The 19,310-nt window shown below is 45.8% G+C and carries 24 protein-coding genes; all 24 read right to left on the bottom strand.

The features are described 5' to 3' along the window. Nucleotides 1-83 precede the first annotated feature (83 nt). Complete coding sequence (locus tag CGZ90_RS01155) at nucleotides 84-848, bottom strand: menaquinol-cytochrome c reductase cytochrome b/c subunit (RefSeq protein ID WP_094250501.1); 765 nt, start codon at nucleotides 846-848, stop codon at nucleotides 84-86. Between the two features lie 69 nt (nucleotides 849-917). Beyond that, a complete protein-coding gene (gene qcrB, locus CGZ90_RS01150) occupies nucleotides 918-1,589 on the bottom strand; it encodes a menaquinol-cytochrome c reductase cytochrome b subunit (protein WP_094250500.1) in 672 nt (223 codons plus the stop codon). 3 nt (nucleotides 1,590-1,592) lie between these two features. Then, nucleotides 1,593-2,096 (bottom strand): Rieske (2Fe-2S) protein, encoded by a 504-nt coding sequence (locus CGZ90_RS01145; RefSeq protein WP_094250499.1) that lies wholly within the window; start codon nucleotides 2,094-2,096, stop codon nucleotides 1,593-1,595. 130 nt (nucleotides 2,097-2,226) lie between these two features. Further along, complete coding sequence (locus tag CGZ90_RS01140) at nucleotides 2,227-2,691, bottom strand: YpiF family protein (protein WP_094250498.1); 465 nt, start codon at nucleotides 2,689-2,691, stop codon at nucleotides 2,227-2,229. Nucleotides 2,692-2,787: 96 nt separating this feature from the next. Next, the gene (locus tag CGZ90_RS01135; RefSeq protein ID WP_094250497.1) at nucleotides 2,788-3,324 is read right to left on the bottom strand and encodes a ReoY family proteolytic degradation factor; all 537 of its coding nucleotides are present in this window, start codon (nucleotides 3,322-3,324) and stop codon (nucleotides 2,788-2,790) included. An 88-nt stretch (nucleotides 3,325-3,412) separates the two neighbouring features. Beyond that, the gene (locus CGZ90_RS01130) at nucleotides 3,413-4,660 is read right to left on the bottom strand and encodes a tetratricopeptide repeat protein (RefSeq protein WP_094250496.1); all 1,248 of its coding nucleotides are present in this window, start codon (nucleotides 4,658-4,660) and stop codon (nucleotides 3,413-3,415) included. Between the two features lie 36 nt (nucleotides 4,661-4,696). After that, nucleotides 4,697-5,560, bottom strand: coding sequence for a hypothetical protein (locus CGZ90_RS01125; protein WP_094250495.1), 864 nt, complete (start codon nucleotides 5,558-5,560; stop codon nucleotides 4,697-4,699). Nucleotides 5,561-5,824: 264 nt separating this feature from the next. Next, nucleotides 5,825-6,919: a histidinol-phosphate transaminase gene (gene hisC / locus CGZ90_RS01120; RefSeq protein WP_094250494.1), complete on the bottom strand. Its 1,095-nt coding sequence runs from the start codon at nucleotides 6,917-6,919 to the stop codon at nucleotides 5,825-5,827. Then, complete coding sequence (gene trpA, locus CGZ90_RS01115) at nucleotides 6,861-7,745, bottom strand: tryptophan synthase subunit alpha (RefSeq protein ID WP_094250493.1); 885 nt, start codon at nucleotides 7,743-7,745, stop codon at nucleotides 6,861-6,863. Before trpA ends, hisC begins: the two co-directional genes overlap by 59 nt. Then, entirely contained in the window at nucleotides 7,738-8,940 is a 1,203-nt protein-coding gene (trpB, locus tag CGZ90_RS01110; RefSeq protein ID WP_094250492.1) for a tryptophan synthase subunit beta, read from the bottom strand. The genes trpA and trpB overlap by 8 nt, the downstream gene beginning before the upstream one ends. Further along, nucleotides 8,915-9,571: a phosphoribosylanthranilate isomerase gene (locus CGZ90_RS01105; RefSeq protein WP_094250491.1), complete on the bottom strand. Its 657-nt coding sequence runs from the start codon at nucleotides 9,569-9,571 to the stop codon at nucleotides 8,915-8,917. Before CGZ90_RS01105 ends, trpB begins: the two co-directional genes overlap by 26 nt. Then, the gene (trpC, locus tag CGZ90_RS01100; RefSeq protein WP_205727375.1) at nucleotides 9,555-10,322 is read right to left on the bottom strand and encodes an indole-3-glycerol phosphate synthase TrpC; all 768 of its coding nucleotides are present in this window, start codon (nucleotides 10,320-10,322) and stop codon (nucleotides 9,555-9,557) included. Before trpC ends, CGZ90_RS01105 begins: the two co-directional genes overlap by 17 nt. After that, entirely contained in the window at nucleotides 10,312-11,343 is a 1,032-nt protein-coding gene (gene trpD / locus CGZ90_RS01095) for an anthranilate phosphoribosyltransferase (protein ID WP_165766731.1), read from the bottom strand. Before trpD ends, trpC begins: the two co-directional genes overlap by 11 nt. Before the next feature lie 339 nt (nucleotides 11,344-11,682). Beyond that, on the bottom strand, nucleotides 11,683-12,459 hold the full coding sequence (locus CGZ90_RS01090) for a CheR family methyltransferase (protein WP_094250488.1): 777 nt from the start codon (nucleotides 12,457-12,459) through the stop codon (nucleotides 11,683-11,685). Nucleotides 12,460-12,584: 125 nt separating this feature from the next. Continuing rightward, nucleotides 12,585-13,028 (bottom strand): nucleoside-diphosphate kinase, encoded by a 444-nt coding sequence (gene ndk, locus CGZ90_RS01085; protein ID WP_094250487.1) that lies wholly within the window; start codon nucleotides 13,026-13,028, stop codon nucleotides 12,585-12,587. Between the two features lie 81 nt (nucleotides 13,029-13,109). Further along, on the bottom strand, nucleotides 13,110-14,069 hold the full coding sequence (hepT, locus tag CGZ90_RS01080; protein WP_094250486.1) for a heptaprenyl diphosphate synthase component II: 960 nt from the start codon (nucleotides 14,067-14,069) through the stop codon (nucleotides 13,110-13,112). 11 nt (nucleotides 14,070-14,080) lie between these two features. Then, nucleotides 14,081-14,926 carry a menaquinone biosynthetic enzyme MqnA/MqnD family protein gene (locus tag CGZ90_RS01075; RefSeq protein ID WP_094250485.1) on the bottom strand — a complete coding sequence of 282 codons (846 nt, stop codon included), beginning with the start codon at nucleotides 14,924-14,926 and terminating at the stop codon, nucleotides 14,081-14,083. Then, on the bottom strand, nucleotides 14,923-15,513 hold the full coding sequence (locus CGZ90_RS01070) for a UbiX family flavin prenyltransferase (RefSeq protein WP_094250484.1): 591 nt from the start codon (nucleotides 15,511-15,513) through the stop codon (nucleotides 14,923-14,925). The genes CGZ90_RS01075 and CGZ90_RS01070 overlap by 4 nt, the downstream gene beginning before the upstream one ends. Then, nucleotides 15,510-16,379 carry a UbiA-like polyprenyltransferase gene (locus CGZ90_RS01065; RefSeq protein ID WP_165766730.1) on the bottom strand — a complete coding sequence of 290 codons (870 nt, stop codon included), beginning with the start codon at nucleotides 16,377-16,379 and terminating at the stop codon, nucleotides 15,510-15,512. Before CGZ90_RS01065 ends, CGZ90_RS01070 begins: the two co-directional genes overlap by 4 nt. A gap of 9 nt (nucleotides 16,380-16,388) precedes the next feature. Next, nucleotides 16,389-17,096, bottom strand: coding sequence for a demethylmenaquinone methyltransferase (locus CGZ90_RS01060; protein ID WP_094250482.1), 708 nt, complete (start codon nucleotides 17,094-17,096; stop codon nucleotides 16,389-16,391). A 3-nt stretch (nucleotides 17,097-17,099) separates the two neighbouring features. Next, complete coding sequence (locus tag CGZ90_RS01055) at nucleotides 17,100-17,807, bottom strand: heptaprenyl diphosphate synthase component 1 (protein ID WP_165766729.1); 708 nt, start codon at nucleotides 17,805-17,807, stop codon at nucleotides 17,100-17,102. A 203-nt stretch (nucleotides 17,808-18,010) separates the two neighbouring features. Continuing rightward, nucleotides 18,011-18,229 (bottom strand): trp RNA-binding attenuation protein MtrB, encoded by a 219-nt coding sequence (mtrB, locus tag CGZ90_RS01050; RefSeq protein ID WP_094250480.1) that lies wholly within the window; start codon nucleotides 18,227-18,229, stop codon nucleotides 18,011-18,013. Nucleotides 18,230-18,244: 15 nt separating this feature from the next. Next, nucleotides 18,245-18,811 (bottom strand): GTP cyclohydrolase I FolE, encoded by a 567-nt coding sequence (gene folE / locus CGZ90_RS01045; protein ID WP_094250479.1) that lies wholly within the window; start codon nucleotides 18,809-18,811, stop codon nucleotides 18,245-18,247. 160 nt (nucleotides 18,812-18,971) lie between these two features. Continuing rightward, on the bottom strand, nucleotides 18,972-19,244 hold the full coding sequence (locus CGZ90_RS01040) for an HU family DNA-binding protein (protein WP_094250478.1): 273 nt from the start codon (nucleotides 19,242-19,244) through the stop codon (nucleotides 18,972-18,974). Nucleotides 19,245-19,310 lie beyond the last annotated feature (66 nt).

Genomic DNA, 19,310 nt, shown 5'->3' with positions numbered 1-19,310 from the left:
CCTCCTAAAATTTTTTATGTCCCGGGATTGATTTGCCGTATATCTAAAAAAACCGGCCCTGCTGTACAGGGCCGGTCCGCTGATTATTTTTCAAGTTTTGAGATGAATGTAGCAAGCTTTTCAAGCTCTTCATCTGTCCCTTTAAATGCGTTAGGCGGCATGCCTGGCGGCTTACCTTCTTTCGCGATTTTCATGATCTCTTCTGGCTTCAAACCAGTTCCAACAAGACTTGGACCGGATGCTCCGCCGCTCAGCGAGTCACCGTGACAGCCGACGCAGCTTTGCTTTTGGTAGATTTTATAGCCAGGGTCGTTCTCATCGAAGCTTACGTTTACGATCTTCCCTTGTTCCTTCGCTTTTTCCCAGTCGTGCGTCACTACAGACTCCCAAGTTAAATATGTAACAGAAATGAGTCCTAATAGCATCAAACCAGTCGCGATCGGACGGCGGGATGGACGGCGCTCTGAGCCTGTGTCAAGAAACGGCGCCAGCATCAATGCTCCGAAAGCAAGTCCAGGAATGATCACTGTACCGATCAGAACGTAGTCGCCTGCTGCATATTTGTACTTCAGAAGCTGATACAAGAAAAGGAAGTACCAGTCAGGAAGCGGAATATATCCAGCATCCGTAGGATCAGCCTTTCTTTCCAGCGGAGACTCGTGCGCGACAGTTAAAATCAAGTAACCGATCAAAAATACGGCTCCAACCATCCATTCTTTCAAAAGGAAGTTTGGCCAAAACGCTTCCGTCTTGCCTGGATATTCCGAATAGTCTTTCGGAATATTAGGCTTGCGTTCTGCCGGGACACGAGAGTCGCCGACAAACTTCATACCTTTTCCGCGATGCATACGTTCTCCCTCCTTTGCATGTTGAGAAGCCTAAACGCTTCTCATGTTATGAATTTTTTTCAGCAGGTTTTACAGAGGCCCTGAAATACCCTGTTTACGAATCATTAAGAAGTGAGCCCCCATCAGTCCAAGAAGGGCTGCAGGAAGGAAGAATACATGAATCGCAAAGAAACGAGTCAGTGTCTGAGCACCGATGATTTCCCCGCCGGCTAGGAATGTCTTGGCAAGCGGTCCTACAACCGGAATGGTCATTGCGATCTCGATCCCTACTTTAGTTGCGAACAATGCTTTCATATCCCATGGAAGCAAGTAGCCTGTAAATCCAAGCCCGAGCATTACAAAGAAAATCAGCACGCCGACAACCCAGTTCAATTCGCGCGGTTTTTTATACGCGCCCTGGAAAAACACGCGCAATGTATGTAAAAACATCATTACGATTACTAAACTAGCACCCCAGTGGTGCATACCTCTTACGATAACGCCGAAAGCCACTTCGTTTTGCAGATAGTATACGGATTCCCAAGCGTTGATAATATCCGGAACATAATACATAGTCAGGAACATGCCGGATAAAATTTGAATGACGGTAATAAAGAATGTCAATCCTCCGAAACAGTAAACAAACGCCGAAAAGTGATGCGCAGGGTTTACATGCTCAGGCACTTCGTGGTCCGCAACGTCTCTCCAAAGCGGCGTAATATCAAGACGTTCATCAACCCAGTCATAAATTTTTTGAAGCATCCATTACGCCCCCTTTCGCGGTTTTGCCTTTCCTAGATAAAGCTTTCCGTCTTTTACCTGCTGATCATAAACATCAAGCGGTGCAAGCGGAGGAGTTCCCTTTACGTTCATACCGTCTTTCTCATAGCGGCCCAGATGGCACGGACAGAAGAACTGGTTTGGATGACTAGGATCCGTGTTCCAGTCGACGACGCAGCCAAGGTGTTTGCAGACAGGAGACAGTGCGATAATATCGCCTTTTTTGGATTTGTATACCCAAGCGGACAATGAAACATCCGACTCATACCATCCGTCTTTTTGCTTAACCTTAAAGTCAAACCGCTTCGGTTCATTCGTGATCTTATCAATGGTCGTAACCGCTACCAATTTCTGATCGGATGCGCCTTTGAGCACAGGATCAAGTGCAAATCGAGCCATCGGCATCAGCATTCCTGCGGCCATGAAACCGCCTACACCAGTAAGTGTATAATTCAGAAACTGGCGCCTTGAGATATCTTCCTTCGACATTCTTTTCCCCCCCTTGTGTTGTAATTTCAGGTCCATCCGGACAGATTACACACATCTTACTAGGACATAAACATGATAGCCTAACTTGTCTTTTACTGTCAATATGAACATCAGTATGCTGTGAGGAAATTCAAGCTGACTGCCACTTGCTGAAGATGATCTGAAACAGCGGCTTAGCCTGCCCTTTTATCAGTTCATGCTTCATTTCCTCATCCATGCTTTCAACCGGAATCGCTGGAAGCCAAATAAGGGACCCGTCGAGAACATTTTCTTGTTCCTTCCATGCTACGTCGCTTGTCAGATAAAAGATATGGCTGAACTTCCCTTCGCCTGCTGCATGACTTGTCCATTCTGATAGCCTGCGAGCCTTAGCATCAGCCTCTTCACCATCATGATAAGTAAAAGGCGGCGCAAGGAACAAACGGCCCTGAAGCTGCCTTTCCAGCTCGTCACAAAGCATCAGTGCATAATCGCCTTCATTCACATGTGTCTTAAAGCTTTGATCCAGCGAAAACGGCAGAAGCGGGATCAAAAGTGTGTCCACAAACGCCCTTGAAGCTAGGTATACATCCGTATCTTTCATTTTCCATTTCATCTAATAACCCCTTTCAAAGACGGAATCAGCCCTTCATTATCCTATCAGAAAAAGGTGAACATAAAAAGAACCTTCAAAGCTGAAGGTTCTGCTTAGTTATAGATTCCGGAGTTCGAAGCTCCATTTTTGAAAGCTTTTCTCATCTTTTTGGTCGAGAGCCTTATTGATCTTTTCCATCAGTGAGTTTTTGCGGAACTGAGACAGCGATTGATCGAGCACCATCTCTGCCCAAACCCCGTACTTCCTGTCGGTCGTCATGTTTTCCGGCAAATAAGGATTTTCTTCGAGTACAGAGGCATATTCCGGCGTAAGCCTGGATGAATTAAAATTAAGCTCCAAATAGATGTCCTCTTCCTGATTCAGCCTGATATCATGAAAGGATTTTTCTGCATCGGTCGTCAGCACATTCTGCTTGTAGAACCTGAACGGCACACCGTCGGCGCATTGTGTAGACATGATAATGGCCTTCGGACAGTATTCCGCCTTTTCCACGAAATGTACACGTTCCATCAGCTGGTCGTCGCTTACAAGATAATTCAGGAGCCAGACACATTCACGTTTTTTCAACTGGTAGTGATTAAGGAACCATTTCACAAAGTCCTTCTTTTCAAGAACGGAAACGATGCTGCCCATACATATCCCCCCATCATTCCAACAGCCTTCATGTTTTGTTTATTATATTCTTGTTTTCCGCCTAAAATCCTTCTCAAAAAATAATCTTTTAAAATTCTTTCAGCCTCCGGACAGTCTCTTCAATATCATCCATTCCCGGCTGAATCACAAGCAGCTTTTCAAAAAGTTGAAGCGCCTTATCTTGCTCACCTTCCTCAAGCAGGTAGTACGCATACTCCTCCAAAAAGCCGGGGTCTTCCTCAAGACCAGCAGCTGCTTTCAGATAGAGGGCACTCGCTTTATCGTAATCTTCCATTTCTCTGTATGCTGCTGCCAGATGCCAGTCGATTACCGGGATGCTTTCTTCTGATTGCATCACGGGCCCGTAAAGGCGGATCAGCTCCTCGTGCCGTTCTTCTTTTAAAAGCTGAAACCCTAGATCGACAAGCAGCTCCAGTCTAGACGGATTCAGTGAGAGCGCCTCTCTTACGTAATATTCTCCCTTAGAACTATCTTTAAGCTTGTAGGAGAGTCTTGCCGCCTGCATGTATATATCCTCGTTATATTCGTCTCTCTGCAGCCCTTCCTTCACAGCCTTTAATGCTTCTTCCAGCGCGCCTTCCTGCTCATAAGCATAAGAGAGAAAAGGATAAAGAGTGCTGTAATCAGGATCCATGTCCTTTAGCTCCTCAAATGCCGCAGCTGCTTTCTTGTATTCCCCTGCTTTTAAACTTGTAAGCCCATATCCGAACAGCGGATACAGTTCTTTCTTTTGCAGAAGACCTTCTTCATACAGGATGAGAGATTCTTCAAATTTCCCAGCTCTGCTTAAGGCTTCAGCCAGTTTCAGCTCTGAATCTTCCATCCCGTGTTCTTTAGCCTTTGACAAGTGTGGCACAGCTTCTGCAAAATTACCTGTCCTTAAATAAAAATCACCAAGCGCGAACGATAGAACCGGCTCACTCTCATCTGTCTTCGCAGCGTCCTTCAGCTTTCTTTCTGCTACTTCAAATAGTCCTTGTCCTTCGTATATATCAGCTTGCAGAAGCAGAGAACGGGCATAACCTTCAGAACCTGGCCCAACTTCAAGCAGGCAATCTAGTGCTTGTTCTTCAAGCCCTTCCTCCATGTAGCATTCTGCCAGCAAAAGAAGAATCTCTTCTTGATCCGGATATTTTGCTGAAAGATCATTTAGAATGCTTACTGCTTTATCCAGATGCCCATAAGTCATATAGATTTCAGCCAAACTTAACCTTTGTTCATCATCAGCCTTTTTTTCAGCTTGCTCTAAAAGTGACATGCCTTCATTTACGTATCCCCGGTCGATCAAGGCGATCGCTTCGTTAATTTTCTCCATCCTTATTCCCCTTCACGTGCACATTTATGAATTCTATTATACACGAGGGGGGCTTTGAAAACCAAAACGTCCTGTTTGTCTTACCTTAATTTCTTTGCCGAAACCTTTATAAAACCACCCGTTTTGCCTGATATAGACAATCCTTCCCCGAATGACAGCCACTTCTGGCACTTGATAGGGAGAATGAGCAAAAGAAAGAAAATAATCGGCATGGCTGCCTGAGTGAAAAGTTCCTTTAACAGGATATAACCCTGTCTTTTTTAAAAAAGTTGCTGATAATTCTTTTTCATCCTGAAATTCCCCGCAGTACGGAATGTTTTTCTCGTTTGCAAGTATCTCCCATTCTTTCAAGAGCTTCAGCCGGGCTTTATCTGGGAGGCACTTCTGAAAATCAGGAACGAACACAAGACGAAATAAATAATTTGCGTCTCTGATCCATTCCCAGGGTATACGCAGAAGGTCTTCCCGGCAAGTAGCAGAAAAGCGGATGAACGGGACCCGATGACGATTGCATTCTTTCACCAATTCAGGTGTAAGCCGGCTGCATGGAGCTTGTATCCCGATGGAATAATCAGCCGGGGAAGAGATAAGGGCATGCTTCAGCCGCTTTATTGAAGAATTTACGTTATAAGAAAAGTCGGTTTCTGCAGTGGTCACAAGGGTGGTCATCCCTTCCTGCATGAGGAGCTTTATGTTTTTTTCATAAAATGAATTAGAACTCACGTCCGGAACTGAAGAACAAAAAAACACCTTGCCCGTATGCACGGAGAAGCTGGCAAGCGCTAGCTTCATTGCTTTAACCCGAAGAGAGCCGATCCTTTTAGATTGAACGTTTTCACCATCTATTACATAGAGTGCAGATTCATTCTCAGCTGTGAGTTTTTCTATAATATATTTCATGCATTCTCCTTTCATAGCTTGGCTTATAGACAAGCTATGATGAGGAACACCTGATTATGCGGGGGAAATAAAAAAAAGGACAACAAAAAAAGCCCTGACATGTAAGCGTTGTCAGGAAAAGGTAATAATATGGATAGGAGTGGAGAGAAACCATATTAAAGCTATTATAATTCTGGTGCATAGAAAACGCAATATGTTTTTTGAAAATTTAGAAAAATAAAATAAAAACTCAGGAGCGTAGTACCGCTCCTGAGTTTTTTTACTCTATGAGATTCGCTCCTGCAAGAAAGTTTTCAGCAAGGAGATGATCTCGCTGTTCTCCTCGCTGTTCCCGACTGTGATGCGGATAAAGCCCGGAAAACCTAAAGCAGAGCCTGAACGCACAATGTATCCCCGGCTGAGCAAGTATTGAAAGACTTCATCCGAGTCGCCTTTAATATCCACAAGGATAAAATTCGCTTCAGAAGGATAATAAGACAAGCCTTGTTCTTTGCAAAAGTCATAATATTGCTGTAATCCAAAATTATTTTTCTGTCTGCAATCTTCAATAAACGACTGGTCACCGAGAGCTGCCAGTGCGGCAGCCTGAGCAATTCGGGACGTGTTAAACGGCTCGCGGGCAGGCTCAATCGCTTTTATTACCTTTTCAGCTCCAAGTCCGTAGCCGATCCGCAGGGATGCAAGTCCGTATGCTTTTGAAAATGTCCGAAGGATGATCAGGTTCTCATACTGCTTTAAGAAAGGAACGGTATCAGGATAGTCCTCTGCTCCCACATACTCGTAATATGCCTCATCACTGACAACCAAGACTCCTTTCGGAACTTTTTCCATGAAAGAAGCAAAATCCTCCGAGTTGATATAAGTACCTGTCGGATTATTCGGATTGCAGAGCCAGACAATCTTCGTGCTGCTGTCTATCGCCTCAAGCATAGCTTGAAGATCATGGTCTCCCTCTACTAGAGGGACTTCTCTAACCTCCGCAGCTTCTATGACTGCGTTGTGACGGTACTGTGGAAAGGTGGGTGCCGGCATTACCGTGCTCGTGCCCTCTCCAAGATAAGCGCGGCACAAAATCTGCACCACTTCATCAGAGCCATTTCCAAAGATGATCTGTTCTTTTGCCACTTTGCAATGAGCTGCCACTTTTTCACGGATACCAGCGGCATAGCCGTCTGGATACAAATGAAGGTTCTGCAGCTCTTCTTCAATGGCTTTTTTAGCCTTAGGCGAGCATCCATAAGGGTTTTCGTTCGATGCGAGCTTCACGATCTTCGAGAGCCCAAACTCTTTTTTCACTTCTTCAATCGGTTTTCCCGGCTGATACGGCTTTAATGTCGTCAGCTGTGTTTTCGGCTGCATGATTACACTCCTTTTCCGGCTGTGCGGGAACAAGCTGGTTAATGAAATACTTGAATTCTCTTATAGCTCCTTCCCTCTCTTGTTCTTGTGAAAAGCGAGGGAGAAGTGCCTCTATCTTCTCGACTATCGCACTCCCGACAATATAGCCGTCCGACACTCCGGCAAATTGCATAGCCTGGCTGCTGCTGGAAATGCCGAAGCCGACGAGAACCGGCACCCTGGACTGTTCTTGTGCATTAGCTAGAAACGATTTTACGTTGCCCGCGAACGCCGCTCTCTTACCTGTCACTCCCATTGAGGAGATACAGTACAAAAAGCCGTCTGCATCTTGCGCGATTTCTTTAAGGCGTTCTTCACGGGTCGTAGGAGCCACAAGAGAAATAAAGGCCATGTCCCTGTCACGGCATGATTTTTTCAAACCTGCGCTTTCTTCGAACGGCAGATCCGGTACTAAAACCCCATCTATTCCATTCTTTTCGGCAAGCTCGAAGAAACGATTCTCTCCCAATTGTAACAAAAGGTTGTAATAAGTAAAGATAATCACAGGCACCGAAACCCCTCGTTCCCGCATCGCTCCAGCCAGTTCCAGAACATCTGTCAGTGAGACGTCATTTTCCAGGCATCTTTGCGAAGCACGCTGAATGACCGGTCCGTCTGCGAGCGGATCAGAATAAGGTACGCCGAGCTCTATCGCTTCGGCACCGCCTTCCTGAAGTGCAAGCGCGATCTCGATGGATGTTTCCCTGTCAGGATCGCAGCCCATCATATACGGCACAAAGCGGAAGCTGTTTTTATTACTAAATCTCTTCCATCTGCTGTTATTCATCCGAACCGCCCTCTCTTCTCGAGATGAGAGTATGAACATCTTTATCACCCCGTCCGGAAAGGCAGATGACCATCATCTCGTTTTCTGTATATTTGCTGGCTGCCTTCAATGCGTAAGCGACAGCATGCGCACTTTCAATCGCGCACAATATTCCTTCTTCACTGCATAACGTCTGAAGAGCATCAAGCGCTTCTTCATCAGTGACACTTTCGTAAGCAACACGCCCTGATTCATAAAGATAGGCATGTTCAGGTCCAACACCCGGGTAATCAAGTCCTGCAGATACTGAATACGGTTCGATGATCTGGCCGTTCTCGGTTTGAAGCAGCCTTGTCATAGAACCATGTATCACACCAAGAGTACCTTTTTCCATTGTTGCTGCATGAAAACCAGTTGAAGTACCTTTGCCCCCTGCCTCCACACCGACCAACGGAATGGAACTGTCAATAAACGGAGCGAACATTCCGATCGCGTTGCTGCCTCCTCCTACGCAAGCGATGATGCAGGATGGATCTTGATCGGTAATATCCTTGAGCTGGCTTGAGGTTTCTTCACCGATAATTTTTTGAAAATGCTTGACGATCTGCGGATAAGGATGCGGTCCTACCGCTGACCCAATAAGATAAAATGTATCTTCAACTGTCCTGACCCATTCCCGTATCGCTTCATTTGTAGCATCTTTTAAAGTCCTGCTGCCGCTGTATACAGGCACTACTTCTGCGCCTAGAAGCTTCATCCTGAAAACGTTCAATTCTTGGCGTCTGATATCTTCTTCCCCCATAAAAACACGGCATTCAAGGCCGTACCTTGCAGCAGCAGTAGCTGCAGCGACACCGTGCTGGCCAGCGCCTGTTTCAGCGATGATTTTTTTCTTTCCCATCCTTACAGCGAGAAGGGCTTGTCCGATCGCGTTGTTGATCTTATGTGCGCCAGTATGGTTTAGATCTTCACGTTTCAGGAAAATTTTTGCCCCACCGCCTTTTTTCGTAAGCCCTTCAGCAAAGGTCAGCGGAGTCGGCCTGCCTGAATAGCTGCTCAGTTCCTTAAGATAAAGGTTCAAAAACTCACTGTCTTCCTTCGCTTCACTAAAGCCTGCTTCAAGTTCAGCAAGTGCCGACATGACAGTTTCAGGAACGTATTTCCCACCATAACGTCCATATCGTCCTAGATTATCTGGCAATTGTTCTGTTTTCATATTCCTCTATCACCCTTTCGAGCATCAGTATTCTGCTCACGTTTTTTTGGCCGTCTTCCTCTATTCCGCTGCTGACATCGATTCCGTCTGGCTTATACAGCAGGAGACTGGCTGCATTTTCCGCTGTGATGCCCCCTGCTATAAACAATGATGCTCCCTGTCTGTGAGCTTCTCTTGCCGCTGACGGGATAAATGTCCAGTCGAATGTGGTTCCCGTCCCTCCAAACTGGGATCCTTTGGCGCTGTCGATGATGTAGCCGTCAGCAGCTTTATCGTAACGTATCATTTCTTCAACCAGCCTGCTGCTCCCCTTCAGCGCTTTGAATACAGTGAGGCCGGTTATTGTTTTTATTTCTGATAGCAGCTCTGGCGGTTCATTTCCGTGAAACTGGATGATATCAAGTCCGCACTCTTCAGCCGCTTCTATAATCTCCCGAGAGCTTGAGTCCTGAAACACGCCTGCTTTTCTTATCCTCTCAGGCAAAAATCTGCTCCAATTTTTCACCTGTCCTGCGGTTACCTGCCTTTTAGACGGCGCAAAAACAAACCCGATGATTGCAGCAGCAGAATCCGCGATCAATTTGCAATCTTCTTCGCTTTTTGCTCCGCAATATTTAATCTGCGTATCCATAAAGACTCGAGACAGCACTATTGATATTTTCAGATCTCATGAGTGTCTCGCCGACAAGCATAGCACCAACTCCTGAAGCTTTAAGCCTGCTGACATCATCACTTGAAACGATCCCGCTCTCACTTACGATCAAGACACCTTCCGGCATGTGCGGCAGCAGGGAAAAGGTCGTGGCAAGATCGGTATGAAAAGTATTGAGGTCACGATTATTGATGCCAATAAGCGAAGGTGAAAACTCTGCGGTCACACTTTTCAGCTCCTCAAGCGAATGCACTTCCACTAGAACGTCAAGCCCTGATGATTCGGCGTGTTCATAAAGTAAACGCAGTCTTTCAGCTGGCATCGCAGCAGCTATGAGCAGGATCGCATCAGCACCATAGATCACACTTTCTTCTATCTGCCGTTCATCGATGATAAAATCTTTGCGCAAAAGAGGAAGTGAAGTATTTTTCCTGATCTCTTCCAGATAATGCAGCGATCCTTGAAAAAACGGGCCGTCGGTCAACACAGACAAACAAGCGGCTCCAGCTTCTTCGTATTCTTTTGCGATTTTAACCGGCTGAAAATCGTGCCTGATAATTCCCTTTGAAGGGGATGCTTTCTTTACCTCTGCAATAAGAGCAGGCGATTCACGATGATTTTGAAGTGCTTCAATGAATGTCCCGCTCACAGCCTTCCGCTCAGAATTAATCTCCGTTTTTTTCAGCTTTTGTACTTCTAGCTGTTTGCTGTTCAATATTTCAGTAAGCAGCATGAGCATTTCCTCCTTCGGCACATAATGTTCTATAAAACTCATAAACTTCTCCGCTAGCAAGTTTTGCCCTGGCGTGCTCTGCTCCTTCAGCCACAGTGTCCGCTTTCTGTGCACAATAGAGAGCTGCGCCTGCATTAAGTGCAACAATGTCTACTGCCGGCTGCGGGGCATATCCTTTCAGAAGCTTTTTGATCAATTCGGCACTTTCTTCCTTTGATGACACCTGCAGTCCGTGCAGAGAATTTGCCGTGCGGATTCCCGCTTCTTCAGGTGTAATCACACTTTCTTGTATCTCTCCTTCATTCAAAAGAAACATACGTGTCGGAGAGGTGATTGAAAGTTCATCCATCCCATCTGCGGCGGAAACAACAAGAGCGCGTTTCCTTCCAAGCAACTTCATCGCCTGCACGATTGTTTCAGCTGCTTTTTCAGTTGAAGCTCCAAGAAGCTGAAATTCTGGCTCAGCTGGATTGCATAGCGGACCGATTAGATTAAAGACGGTCCTGAAGGGCAGCTTTTTCCTAGTCGATACAAACTTCTTCAATCCAGGATGAAAGGATGGAGCGTTCAAAAAAGAAATATGACGCTTTTCCAGTTCATCCTTTGCCTCCTCTGGTGTGTTTGCAGGATTGATATTCAGCGCACGCAGAACATCCATGCTGCCGCTTGCAGAAGTAACAGCTCCGTTTCCATGCTTAGCAACAGGCAGACCGTACGCGGCAAGAACGATCGATGCAGCCGTAGACACATTAAAGGTTCCTTTCATATCGCCGCCTGTTCCGCAAGTGTCGATCACACCTGTCCGGCTGTGAATAACGTCTTTTTGATTCGCTTTCACCGCCTGAACGAAGCCGGCCAGCTCCTCAGGAGTTTCGCCTCTTAATTTCAACGCGGCTAATAGTGCTGCTGCCTGTTGTTCATCTATAGGACTGGTGATCATTTCTTGCATCAGGTTTCTTGCTTCGGTCTGTGTCAAGTGTTCAAAATTTGCGATTTTGGATAAATAACTCGATATCATTATCAGCATCCTCCTTGAATGAATTAGAAATAATTGAACATATATCATTACTTCAAGGCGGAATAAAGCTGTATGAAATCATGGGGCACCTCCGTTTTTTAGGCGGAGAACGGGGAGGGAATGGAGAGTTCAATTCATAATAATCGAAAAAGCCGTACGGAAATAAACCGTACGGCATTGTATATTATGACTGCCTCGGCTCAGCTCCACTCATCATTCTCTTCTCATCTCAACTAATCTCTAATCTTAAAAGTCTATTCTCATTTAAAGGCGCTGCCGCCTTTCTTATATAGCAGATTAAACGAATAAAAGAACTCTGTCAAACAATTCTGTTCATTATCACGGCTTTTTTCTGTAGAAAAACGGCTCGACTGCCTCTAGACCGTATTTTCCAGGGTGAAAAATCTGTTCTGTGCTTCCGACAAATAGGATGCCATCATCCCTCAGTGCCCTGGCAAATTTCCGATAAAGAATCTCTTTTGCTTCATCCGTAAAATAAATCATAACATTCCGGCAAACGATCAGATCAAACCCGCTCCTGAACTCGTCTGCCAAAAGGTTCAGCTTATTGAAATTTATATTTCTTTTCAGCTCTTTCTTAACAGCAAGCCCATGTTTATGTTTATCCATAAATCGTTCTACCGCCGCTCTTGGTGCCTCTGCTACTGATTTTTCAAAATAAAATCCATGCTCTGCCTGTTTAAGAACCTGCTCATCGATGTCTGTGGCGAGAATTGAATACGGGACACGGCGGGTATGCTGTTCCATTATCATTGCCAATGTATACGGCTCTTCGCCTGTCGAGCATGCTGCACTCCAGATTTTTATATCTTTCGTGTTTTTCAGCAGTTCAGGAAGAATTTTCTCTTCAAGATCGGCCCATCTAGTGCGGTTCCTGTAAAACTCAGAGACATTGATCGTAATCCTGTCAAGCAATTCTTCAAGCATAACTGGATCGCCCGCGGCAAGTTCGGCATATTGAGCAAAAGATCCGCAGTTTCTTTTATCCTTAAGTGTCTGCATCCTTCTTTTCATCTGTGCTTCTTTGTATAAGGAAAGGTCAATTCCTGTTTGTTTTTTAATTTTTTTTATAAACAGTTCATAATCAGTATCCAACTGGCTCAGACTCCTTATTACTCTCTCTTTAAGCTTTTATCGGCAGGAAGGGTTTTATTTTCATATTGAATAAAGAAAAAAACCGGCCATGGGCCGGTTTTTAAACGCTTTCATTTCCAATCAGGTTAAATCCAGGCAGCTACAGATTTCTCGTACGCCACTAGCTCTTCTTCTTTGAAGAATAAGCCGATTTCACGGACAGCGCTTTCAGGAGAATCCGAACCGTGGATGATGTTGTTGCTCACTTGTACTGCATAGTCGCCGCGGATCGTGCCCGGTGCTGCTTCAGCAGGATTGGTCTTGCCCATCATGAATCGAGCAGTCGCGATTACGTCTTTCCCTTCCCATACCATCGCGAAAACCGGGCCGGATGTGATAAATTCCACTAATTCGCCGAAAAACGGACGATCTTTGTGCTCACCGTAGTGCTCTTTTGCAAGGTCTTCTGAAATGTTCATCAATTTAGCCCCTGCAAGCTTGAATCCTTTTTTCTCGAAGCGCGCTGTGATTTCTCCGATCAATCCGCGCTGGACGCCGTCTGGCTTAACCATCAAAAATGTTCTTTCCATGATTTTCTCTCCTTTGAATTCTATGTAAAATGGGAAGTCCCGAGAAAATCGTATCAAACATTTCGAAAATTAGCAATGTGTTTAAAATTTTCGGCGTCCAATATACCCTGCAATTTTTAACAAACTGGTGCGTGCAGCATGATTTGGCAGCATATTTGCAGCAACCACTGCCTTTTCAAGATACGCAGCCGATGCTTTTGCTGAGAACTCGATGGCTCCGCTCTCTTTAACAGCAGCGAGAAGAGGCTTCAGTTCTCCTTTGCCTGCATAATAATCCATGATTTTTTCCTTTAATCCAGGAACTTTGTACATCGCATACAGTGCGGGAAGCGTCAGGTTGCCTTGCTTTAAATCTCCGCCGGCAGGTTTTCCGAGCTCTTTTTCAGTAGACGTAAAGTCAAGGATATCATCGGTCAGCTGAAAGGCCATCCCTGCGTTGTAGCCGAATTCGTACAGATTTCTCTGAACAGAGACAGGCGCACCAGAAGCGATCGCTCCAAGCTGGCAGCTCATAGCGATAAGCAGTGCGGTTTTCCGCTTGATCCTCCTCAAATACTGGCGGACGTTCTGTTCTGTATCGAATTGTTCTTTTATCTGCTGAATTTCTCCGAGGCACATCTCTCGGATACCTTCAGCAAGGATCTGATGAGCAGCAGGCTCCCGAATTTCTGACATCAGCTGAAGTGCTCTGGCAAAAATAAAATCCCCTACATACATGGCAATTTTATCATCATATTGAGACTTAATTGTCCTTCGTCCTCTTCTAATATCTGCATCATCGACTACATCGTCATGAACGAGTGATGCCATATGGATTAATTCAAGAGCAGCTGCTGCTTTTTTCACTTTATCAGCGTCATAATCGCCGTACTGAGCAGACAGAAGGACAAAGACTGGGCGAATTCTTTTTCCGCCTGCCTTAAGCAGATCGGTTCCTGATTGCTGCAGGAGCGGATGAGCAGATGAAACGGATCGTTCAAGCTCAGCTTCGATACTTTGAAGATCTTTTTTCACAAATGTATACATGTCTTTTAATTTCATAACATACCGCCTTATCGCCCGATACTCATGCATCCGTTAAAATAGGTGATCACAGGCTGTGATTGAAGCAGCCCGCATTCGAATGCGTATTGGTAATAAAGATTCAATCCTCTTTCATGTTCTCCATTCAGGCGGTAGTCTAACCCGCTGAAATAAGACAGCCAGCTTTCCTTATTTCCGCCGAGAGCCGGATCAAGCCCTGAAACAAGAGGGCCGAACTTCTCACTCACACATTTGTTTCGGCTTTCCTGCATCTGGTTCTTAACGTCTTCAAGAAGAGCCGGATAGCGTTCAGCCGTATCTCGGCGAACAGCCATCACAGCAAACGTCATCGGACACCCGGTAAATTTCATCCATTGCTCTCCAAGGTCATACGTGAATAACCCTGAAGACTCCCTGATCGCCGACAATGCATCATCACCTATGAGCAGGCAAGCGTCACTCGAAGCAAGCATAGATTTTAAATCTGGAGCTTTCACAGTGTACAAGGGATCAACATGATAAAACTTTTTTAGAATCACTTTAAGCAGTGCGGCAGATGAAGCAGAGCTTGAAGTAAGGGCGATGCTTTTTCCCTGCAGCCTTTCCGCTGGCACTTTCGAGAACAAAAATATGGAGCCGACTGAACCAAAAGAAGAGACAGACAAATCCGGAAACAGCAGGTACCGGCTGCTGTTCTCACCAAAGGAAAAAGATGAAATGCCGCCCACATCAACAAGCCCTTTCTGCATGAGGCCGTTGACAGCAGAAGGGACACCTGACACAAAAGATACCCCTTTGCTCTCAAGTTCCGCTCTGTTCAAGTAGTAATACAGCGGCATTATATTCGTATAACTGATTTCTCCAACCGCGATCAATGATCTCCCCACCTTGTAAACAACTCATGCTGCACACCCAGACTATCAAGCACTTTCCCTACTAGAAAGTTCACCAAATCGTCCATCGTTTTGGGAAGCTGATAAAATGCAGGCATGGCAGGAAGGATCTTCCCGCCGGCGTCTGTCACTTTCAGCATGTTTTCCAGATGAATCCGGTTAAGCGGCGTTTCCCTCGGTACAACGACCAGCTTTCTGCCTTCTTTAAGCATGACATCTGCTGTCCGTTCGAGAAGGTTTCCGCTCGCTCCATGTGCGATGCCTGATAAGGTGCCCATCGAACACGGTATGATGACCATCCCGTCATTTTGATACGAGCCGCTTGCGACAGGTGCGTTAAAGTCCCTCAGTGTGTGATAGTGAAGAAGTCCGCTGTCTGTTTTGAAATGCTCCTCGATCAGCTTATCTCTGTCTTCTGTATTCCATCCGAGTTCTTCCCTGAAAACCTGCCATCCTGCTTCAGTCACCATCATATGCACTTTGTGGCCAGCTCTGAGCAGTTCCTGCACGAGTCTGACCCCGTATACCGCTCCGCTCGCTCCTGTGATGCCTACCGTGAAAATTTTCATAGATACATATCTCCCAGTGAAAAGATAAACATGACCATGCTCAAAATGCCATTCATCGTAAAAAATGCGACGTTAAGCTTAGATAAATCATCTGGCTTCACGAGTGAATGTTCGTAGATCATTATAAGACCAGATAACACGACACCCGCGTAATAGATCCATCCTAAAGAAGCAGCAGAACCGAGCAGCAAAAAGCTGATAAAGCTGATAACATGCATCCCGCGTGCAATGAGCAGTGCCTTGCGCACCCCAAAATAAGAAGGAATGGAATAGAGTCCGCGGGTGCGGTCGTATTCTGCATCTTGAGTAGCATAGATCACATCAAAACCAGCGATCCAGAAAAGAACACTGAAAAATAGAAGGAACGCCTCAAGGCTCAATGTTCCTGTTGCTCCTACCCATCCGCCGAGCGGAGCAATAGCGATTGTCACACCAAGCACGACATGGCACAAGAAAGTAAATCGTTTCGTGTAAGAATAAATAACCAAAAAGAAAACTGCTACCGGCAGAAGGATGACAGAAAGCTTGTTCAGCTGAAAGGCGCTGAAGAATAGAATCAGGAGTGACACGGCTGTAAACAGCGCTGCCTCTATTCTGCTGATCAGTCCTGCCGGTATTGCACGTGTTTCCGTTCTTGGGTTTCTCCGGTCTATCTCAGAATCTATTATCCTATTAAGTGTCATGGCCGCGCTTCTCGCCCCGACCATCGCTAGAGTGATCCATACCCATTCCATCAAGGCAGGGAATGTCCCTTCCTCTGAAAGGTTTCCCATCGCTGCTCCTAAATAAGCAAAAGGCAGGGCAAACACCGTGTGTTCAAATTTTATCATTTCAAGTATTACTGCCAGTTTCTTCAGCACGTTCATTCTCTCTTTCTATGAAGGTTTTCTCCCGTAATGCATGGCTGCTGCCCCAAGTGAAAAGGATTTGACCATCACTTTTTCCAGTCCAGCCTCATAAAAAAGCTGTTTTAGTTCTTCTTTGGATAAAAAAGCTTTAGTCGATTCCTGAAGCCAAGCATATTCATCATAGCTTTTGGCAAAAAGCTTGCCGAACAGCGGCATGATGCTTGTGAAATAAAAAGAAAATAGATGACGGAACACAGGGGCAGACGGCTGAGAGGTCTCTAGGCACACCACTTTTCCGCCGGGTTTAACAACCCTCGCCATCTCACGGACCACCTGGAGATAATCTGGTACGTTGCGCAGGCCGAATCCAATGGTCACCACATCAAACGTATCGTCCGCAAACGGGAGTTCCATCGCGTTTCCGTGCAAAAGGTCGATCCGGCTTTCGAGACCTTTTTCTTCAACCTTCTTCCTGCCGGCACTCAGCATGTTTTCGCTGAAATCCAGGCCGGTGACCGCACCTCCTGGACCGGATGCCCCAGCAAGCGCGATCGTCCAGTCGGCAGTGCCGCAGCACAGGTCAAGGCATCGGCTGCCTTCTTTTACTTCAATGATCCGCATCGTCTGGCTGCGCCAGCGCACATGCTGCCGGAAACTGATCACATCGTTCATAAAGTCATATTGCGTTGAAATTTTCTCAAATACGGAATGCACGCGTTCCTCTTTTGACATCATGCATCATCCCTCCCCTGTCATGCTGCCGCTGTTCCAGTCAAAATCCAGCTGACGGTTTTCTCTGCTAAAAAACGAAGGTGCCAGGCAGCTTTCATTTCTCATCCTGCCGCACGCATCGCTCACAGCAATATTGATGGACTCGTCCCCGCAAATCGCCAATATTGAATCCCGGTCTTTTGCTACGGCCGCCAAAAACAAATAATCTTCTAGAAAAGGAACAAGCTCTTCTTTTCCGAAACGGCGCGCCGTCTCTGCTGCTAAAAGACTTTCTTTCTGGCGGATTGCCTGTATGTAAATTTCAGGGTCGCTGCTTTCCTTCATGTGAATAAGGGTCTTATTCTCATTGATTTGCTGAATCGCCACAGATAGATGCCGGATAAGCGTGATATCTTCACACTGCGACAATATCAGATAATACATGCTGCTGTAATAGTCGCCAGAAAGTACGGATAGCTGACGTCCTTTCCTCTCATCATCGCGTGCTTCCATGACACTGTCATGCATATCTAGAGCCGCCTGTATGAGCATGACCGCAGCAAAGTATTCATCTGCCAGTTCTGCAGGCAAAGGCGCATCGCCGAGTACGCTGTACAGTGCAAGCGCCTTAGCAGCATCTATTTCTGGAGGAGCAACAAAGCGGCCCGAATAATCATGCTCCATCCTGCTCTCTACTAAATTGATCAAACGTTTCAGTTCTTGGCTCGTGTTCATTTTGAGTGCCCCCATAACGGCTAAAATTACCCCATTTATTATACCATAATTGCCAAAGCAGCTGACGGCCATTCCAGAATGGCTGCCATAAGGGCTGATAAAAAAGGGAAGCACCTATGCATCCTTGTACTTAAGTGCATGTCCGGATGCCGCGGCGAAAAAAGAAAACCTGGCATAAGCCAAGCTTCTTTTTATGCTTCTTTTTATGCTTCTGTATCTACTTCTCCATGCTTCGTATAGATGACAGCTTTACCCCTTACCTTAACGGCAGATGTATGCTCGGTGAACTGTGCGATCATCACTTCGCCTTTATCGAGCTTTTCAGAATGGTGGAACCTCGTTTCTGTGCCGCGGGTTAAACCAATCACATTTACGCCGTTCTCTTTTGCTTTTATAACAAAAAAATCAAGCTCAGACTTCATCTGATATTCGCCCCTTTAGCTTTTAATAAAACTTAGCACTTCTGCTCTTGCGGCCGCATCTTCTGCGAATACTCCTCTGACTGCCGATGTAACGGTCTTAGATCCAGGCTTCTTCACACCGCGCATCGTCATGCACATATGCTCTGCCTCGACAACTACGATTACACCATGAGGTTCTAGTGTTTCAACAAGGCTGTCTGCTACAGTAGAAGTGATTCTCTCCTGAAGCTGAGGACGTTTTGTCACCGCTTCCACCGCACGGGCAAGCTTGCTGAGGCCTGTTACCTTGCCTCCTTTAGGAATATATCCTATATGAGCTACACCGAAAAACGGAACAAGATGATGCTCGCACATCGAGTAGAACGGAATGTCCTTAACAAGCACAAGCTCTTCATGATCTTCGCCGAAAACGGTAGCAAAGTGTTCTTTCGGGTCTTGGTTCAATCCTTGAAAAACTTCTTCATACATGCGAGCCACCCGCTTAGGTGTATCAAGAAGCCCTTCACGGTCTGGGTCTTCGCCGACAGCTTCAAGAATCATGCGTATGGCAGTCTCTATCTTTTCACGGTCAAATTCAATCACTTCATTTTCCTCCACTCAAAACTGTTATTCCTCAAGAAATTTTAGCATATGTCGCAAAACTTAGCAAAAAACCCGGTTACAATCGGGCATGTACGTTTTGGGCCCATATAAGATAAAAAGGACCGATCAAGATCGGTCCTTTATTGCCCTATGTATTATATTACTTTACAGCATCCTTAAGGGCTTTTCCTGGTTTGAAAGCAGGAACCTTGCTCGCTGCGATTTCGATTTCTTTACCAGTTTGCGGGTTGCGCCCTTTGCGTGCAGCACGTTCGCGAACTTCAAAGTTTCCGAATCCGATAAGCTGTACTTTATCTCCGCTTTTCAGGCTTTCAGCGATTGCTTCAAAAACAGCGTCCACAGCTTTAGTAGCGTCCTTTTTAGAAAGCTCTGACTGCTCAGCAACTGTATTGATTAGATCAGTTTTGTTCATTCCATTCACCTCCTCTCAAGGTGTTGTATCTTTGTGTTAAAGCATATATCGGTTAAATGTTAACTG

It is taken from the genome of Fictibacillus aquaticus, from assembly GCF_002245695.1.
Classification (GTDB): domain Bacteria; phylum Bacillota; class Bacilli; order Bacillales; family Fictibacillaceae; genus Fictibacillus; species Fictibacillus aquaticus.
Note: the sequence above shows the minus strand (reverse complement) of the source record. Positions and strands in the feature narration are given on the sequence as shown.

Coding starts and splice junctions, on each gene's coding strand:
- CGZ90_RS01155 (WP_094250501.1), bottom strand. CDS start 848: ATGCATCGCGGAAAAGGTATGAAGTTTGTCGGCGACTCTCGTGTCCCG.
- qcrB (WP_094250500.1), bottom strand. CDS start 1,589: ATGCTTCAAAAAATTTATGACTGGGTTGATGAACGTCTTGATATTACG.
- CGZ90_RS01145 (WP_094250499.1), bottom strand. CDS start 2,096: ATGTCGAAGGAAGATATCTCAAGGCGCCAGTTTCTGAATTATACACTT.
- CGZ90_RS01140 (WP_094250498.1), bottom strand. CDS start 2,691: ATGAAATGGAAAATGAAAGATACGGATGTATACCTAGCTTCAAGGGCG.
- CGZ90_RS01135 (WP_094250497.1), bottom strand. CDS start 3,324: ATGGGCAGCATCGTTTCCGTTCTTGAAAAGAAGGACTTTGTGAAATGG.
- CGZ90_RS01130 (WP_094250496.1), bottom strand. CDS start 4,660: ATGGAGAAAATTAACGAAGCGATCGCCTTGATCGACCGGGGATACGTA.
- CGZ90_RS01125 (WP_094250495.1), bottom strand. CDS start 5,560: ATGAAATATATTATAGAAAAACTCACAGCTGAGAATGAATCTGCACTC.
- hisC (WP_094250494.1), bottom strand. CDS start 6,919: ATGCAGCCGAAAACACAGCTGACGACATTAAAGCCGTATCAGCCGGGA.
- trpA (WP_094250493.1), bottom strand. CDS start 7,745: ATGAATAACAGCAGATGGAAGAGATTTAGTAATAAAAACAGCTTCCGC.
- trpB (WP_094250492.1), bottom strand. CDS start 8,940: ATGAAAACAGAACAATTGCCAGATAATCTAGGACGATATGGACGTTAT.
- CGZ90_RS01105 (WP_094250491.1), bottom strand. CDS start 9,571: ATGGATACGCAGATTAAATATTGCGGAGCAAAAAGCGAAGAAGATTGC.
- trpD (WP_165766731.1), bottom strand. CDS start 11,343: ATGATATCGAGTTATTTATCCAAAATCGCAAATTTTGAACACTTGACA.
- ndk (WP_094250487.1), bottom strand. CDS start 13,028: ATGGAAAGAACATTTTTGATGGTTAAGCCAGACGGCGTCCAGCGCGGA.
- hepT (WP_094250486.1), bottom strand. CDS start 14,069: ATGAAATTAAAAGACATGTATACATTTGTGAAAAAAGATCTTCAAAGT.
- CGZ90_RS01070 (WP_094250484.1), bottom strand. CDS start 15,513: ATGAAAATTTTCACGGTAGGCATCACAGGAGCGAGCGGAGCGGTATAC.
- CGZ90_RS01065 (WP_165766730.1), bottom strand. CDS start 16,379: ATGAACGTGCTGAAGAAACTGGCAGTAATACTTGAAATGATAAAATTT.
- CGZ90_RS01060 (WP_094250482.1), bottom strand. CDS start 17,096: ATGATGTCAAAAGAGGAACGCGTGCATTCCGTATTTGAGAAAATTTCA.
- CGZ90_RS01055 (WP_165766729.1), bottom strand. CDS start 17,807: ATGAACACGAGCCAAGAACTGAAACGTTTGATCAATTTAGTAGAGAGC.
- mtrB (WP_094250480.1), bottom strand. CDS start 18,229: ATGAAGTCTGAGCTTGATTTTTTTGTTATAAAAGCAAAAGAGAACGGC.
- CGZ90_RS01040 (WP_094250478.1), bottom strand. CDS start 19,244: ATGAACAAAACTGATCTAATCAATACAGTTGCTGAGCAGTCAGAGCTT.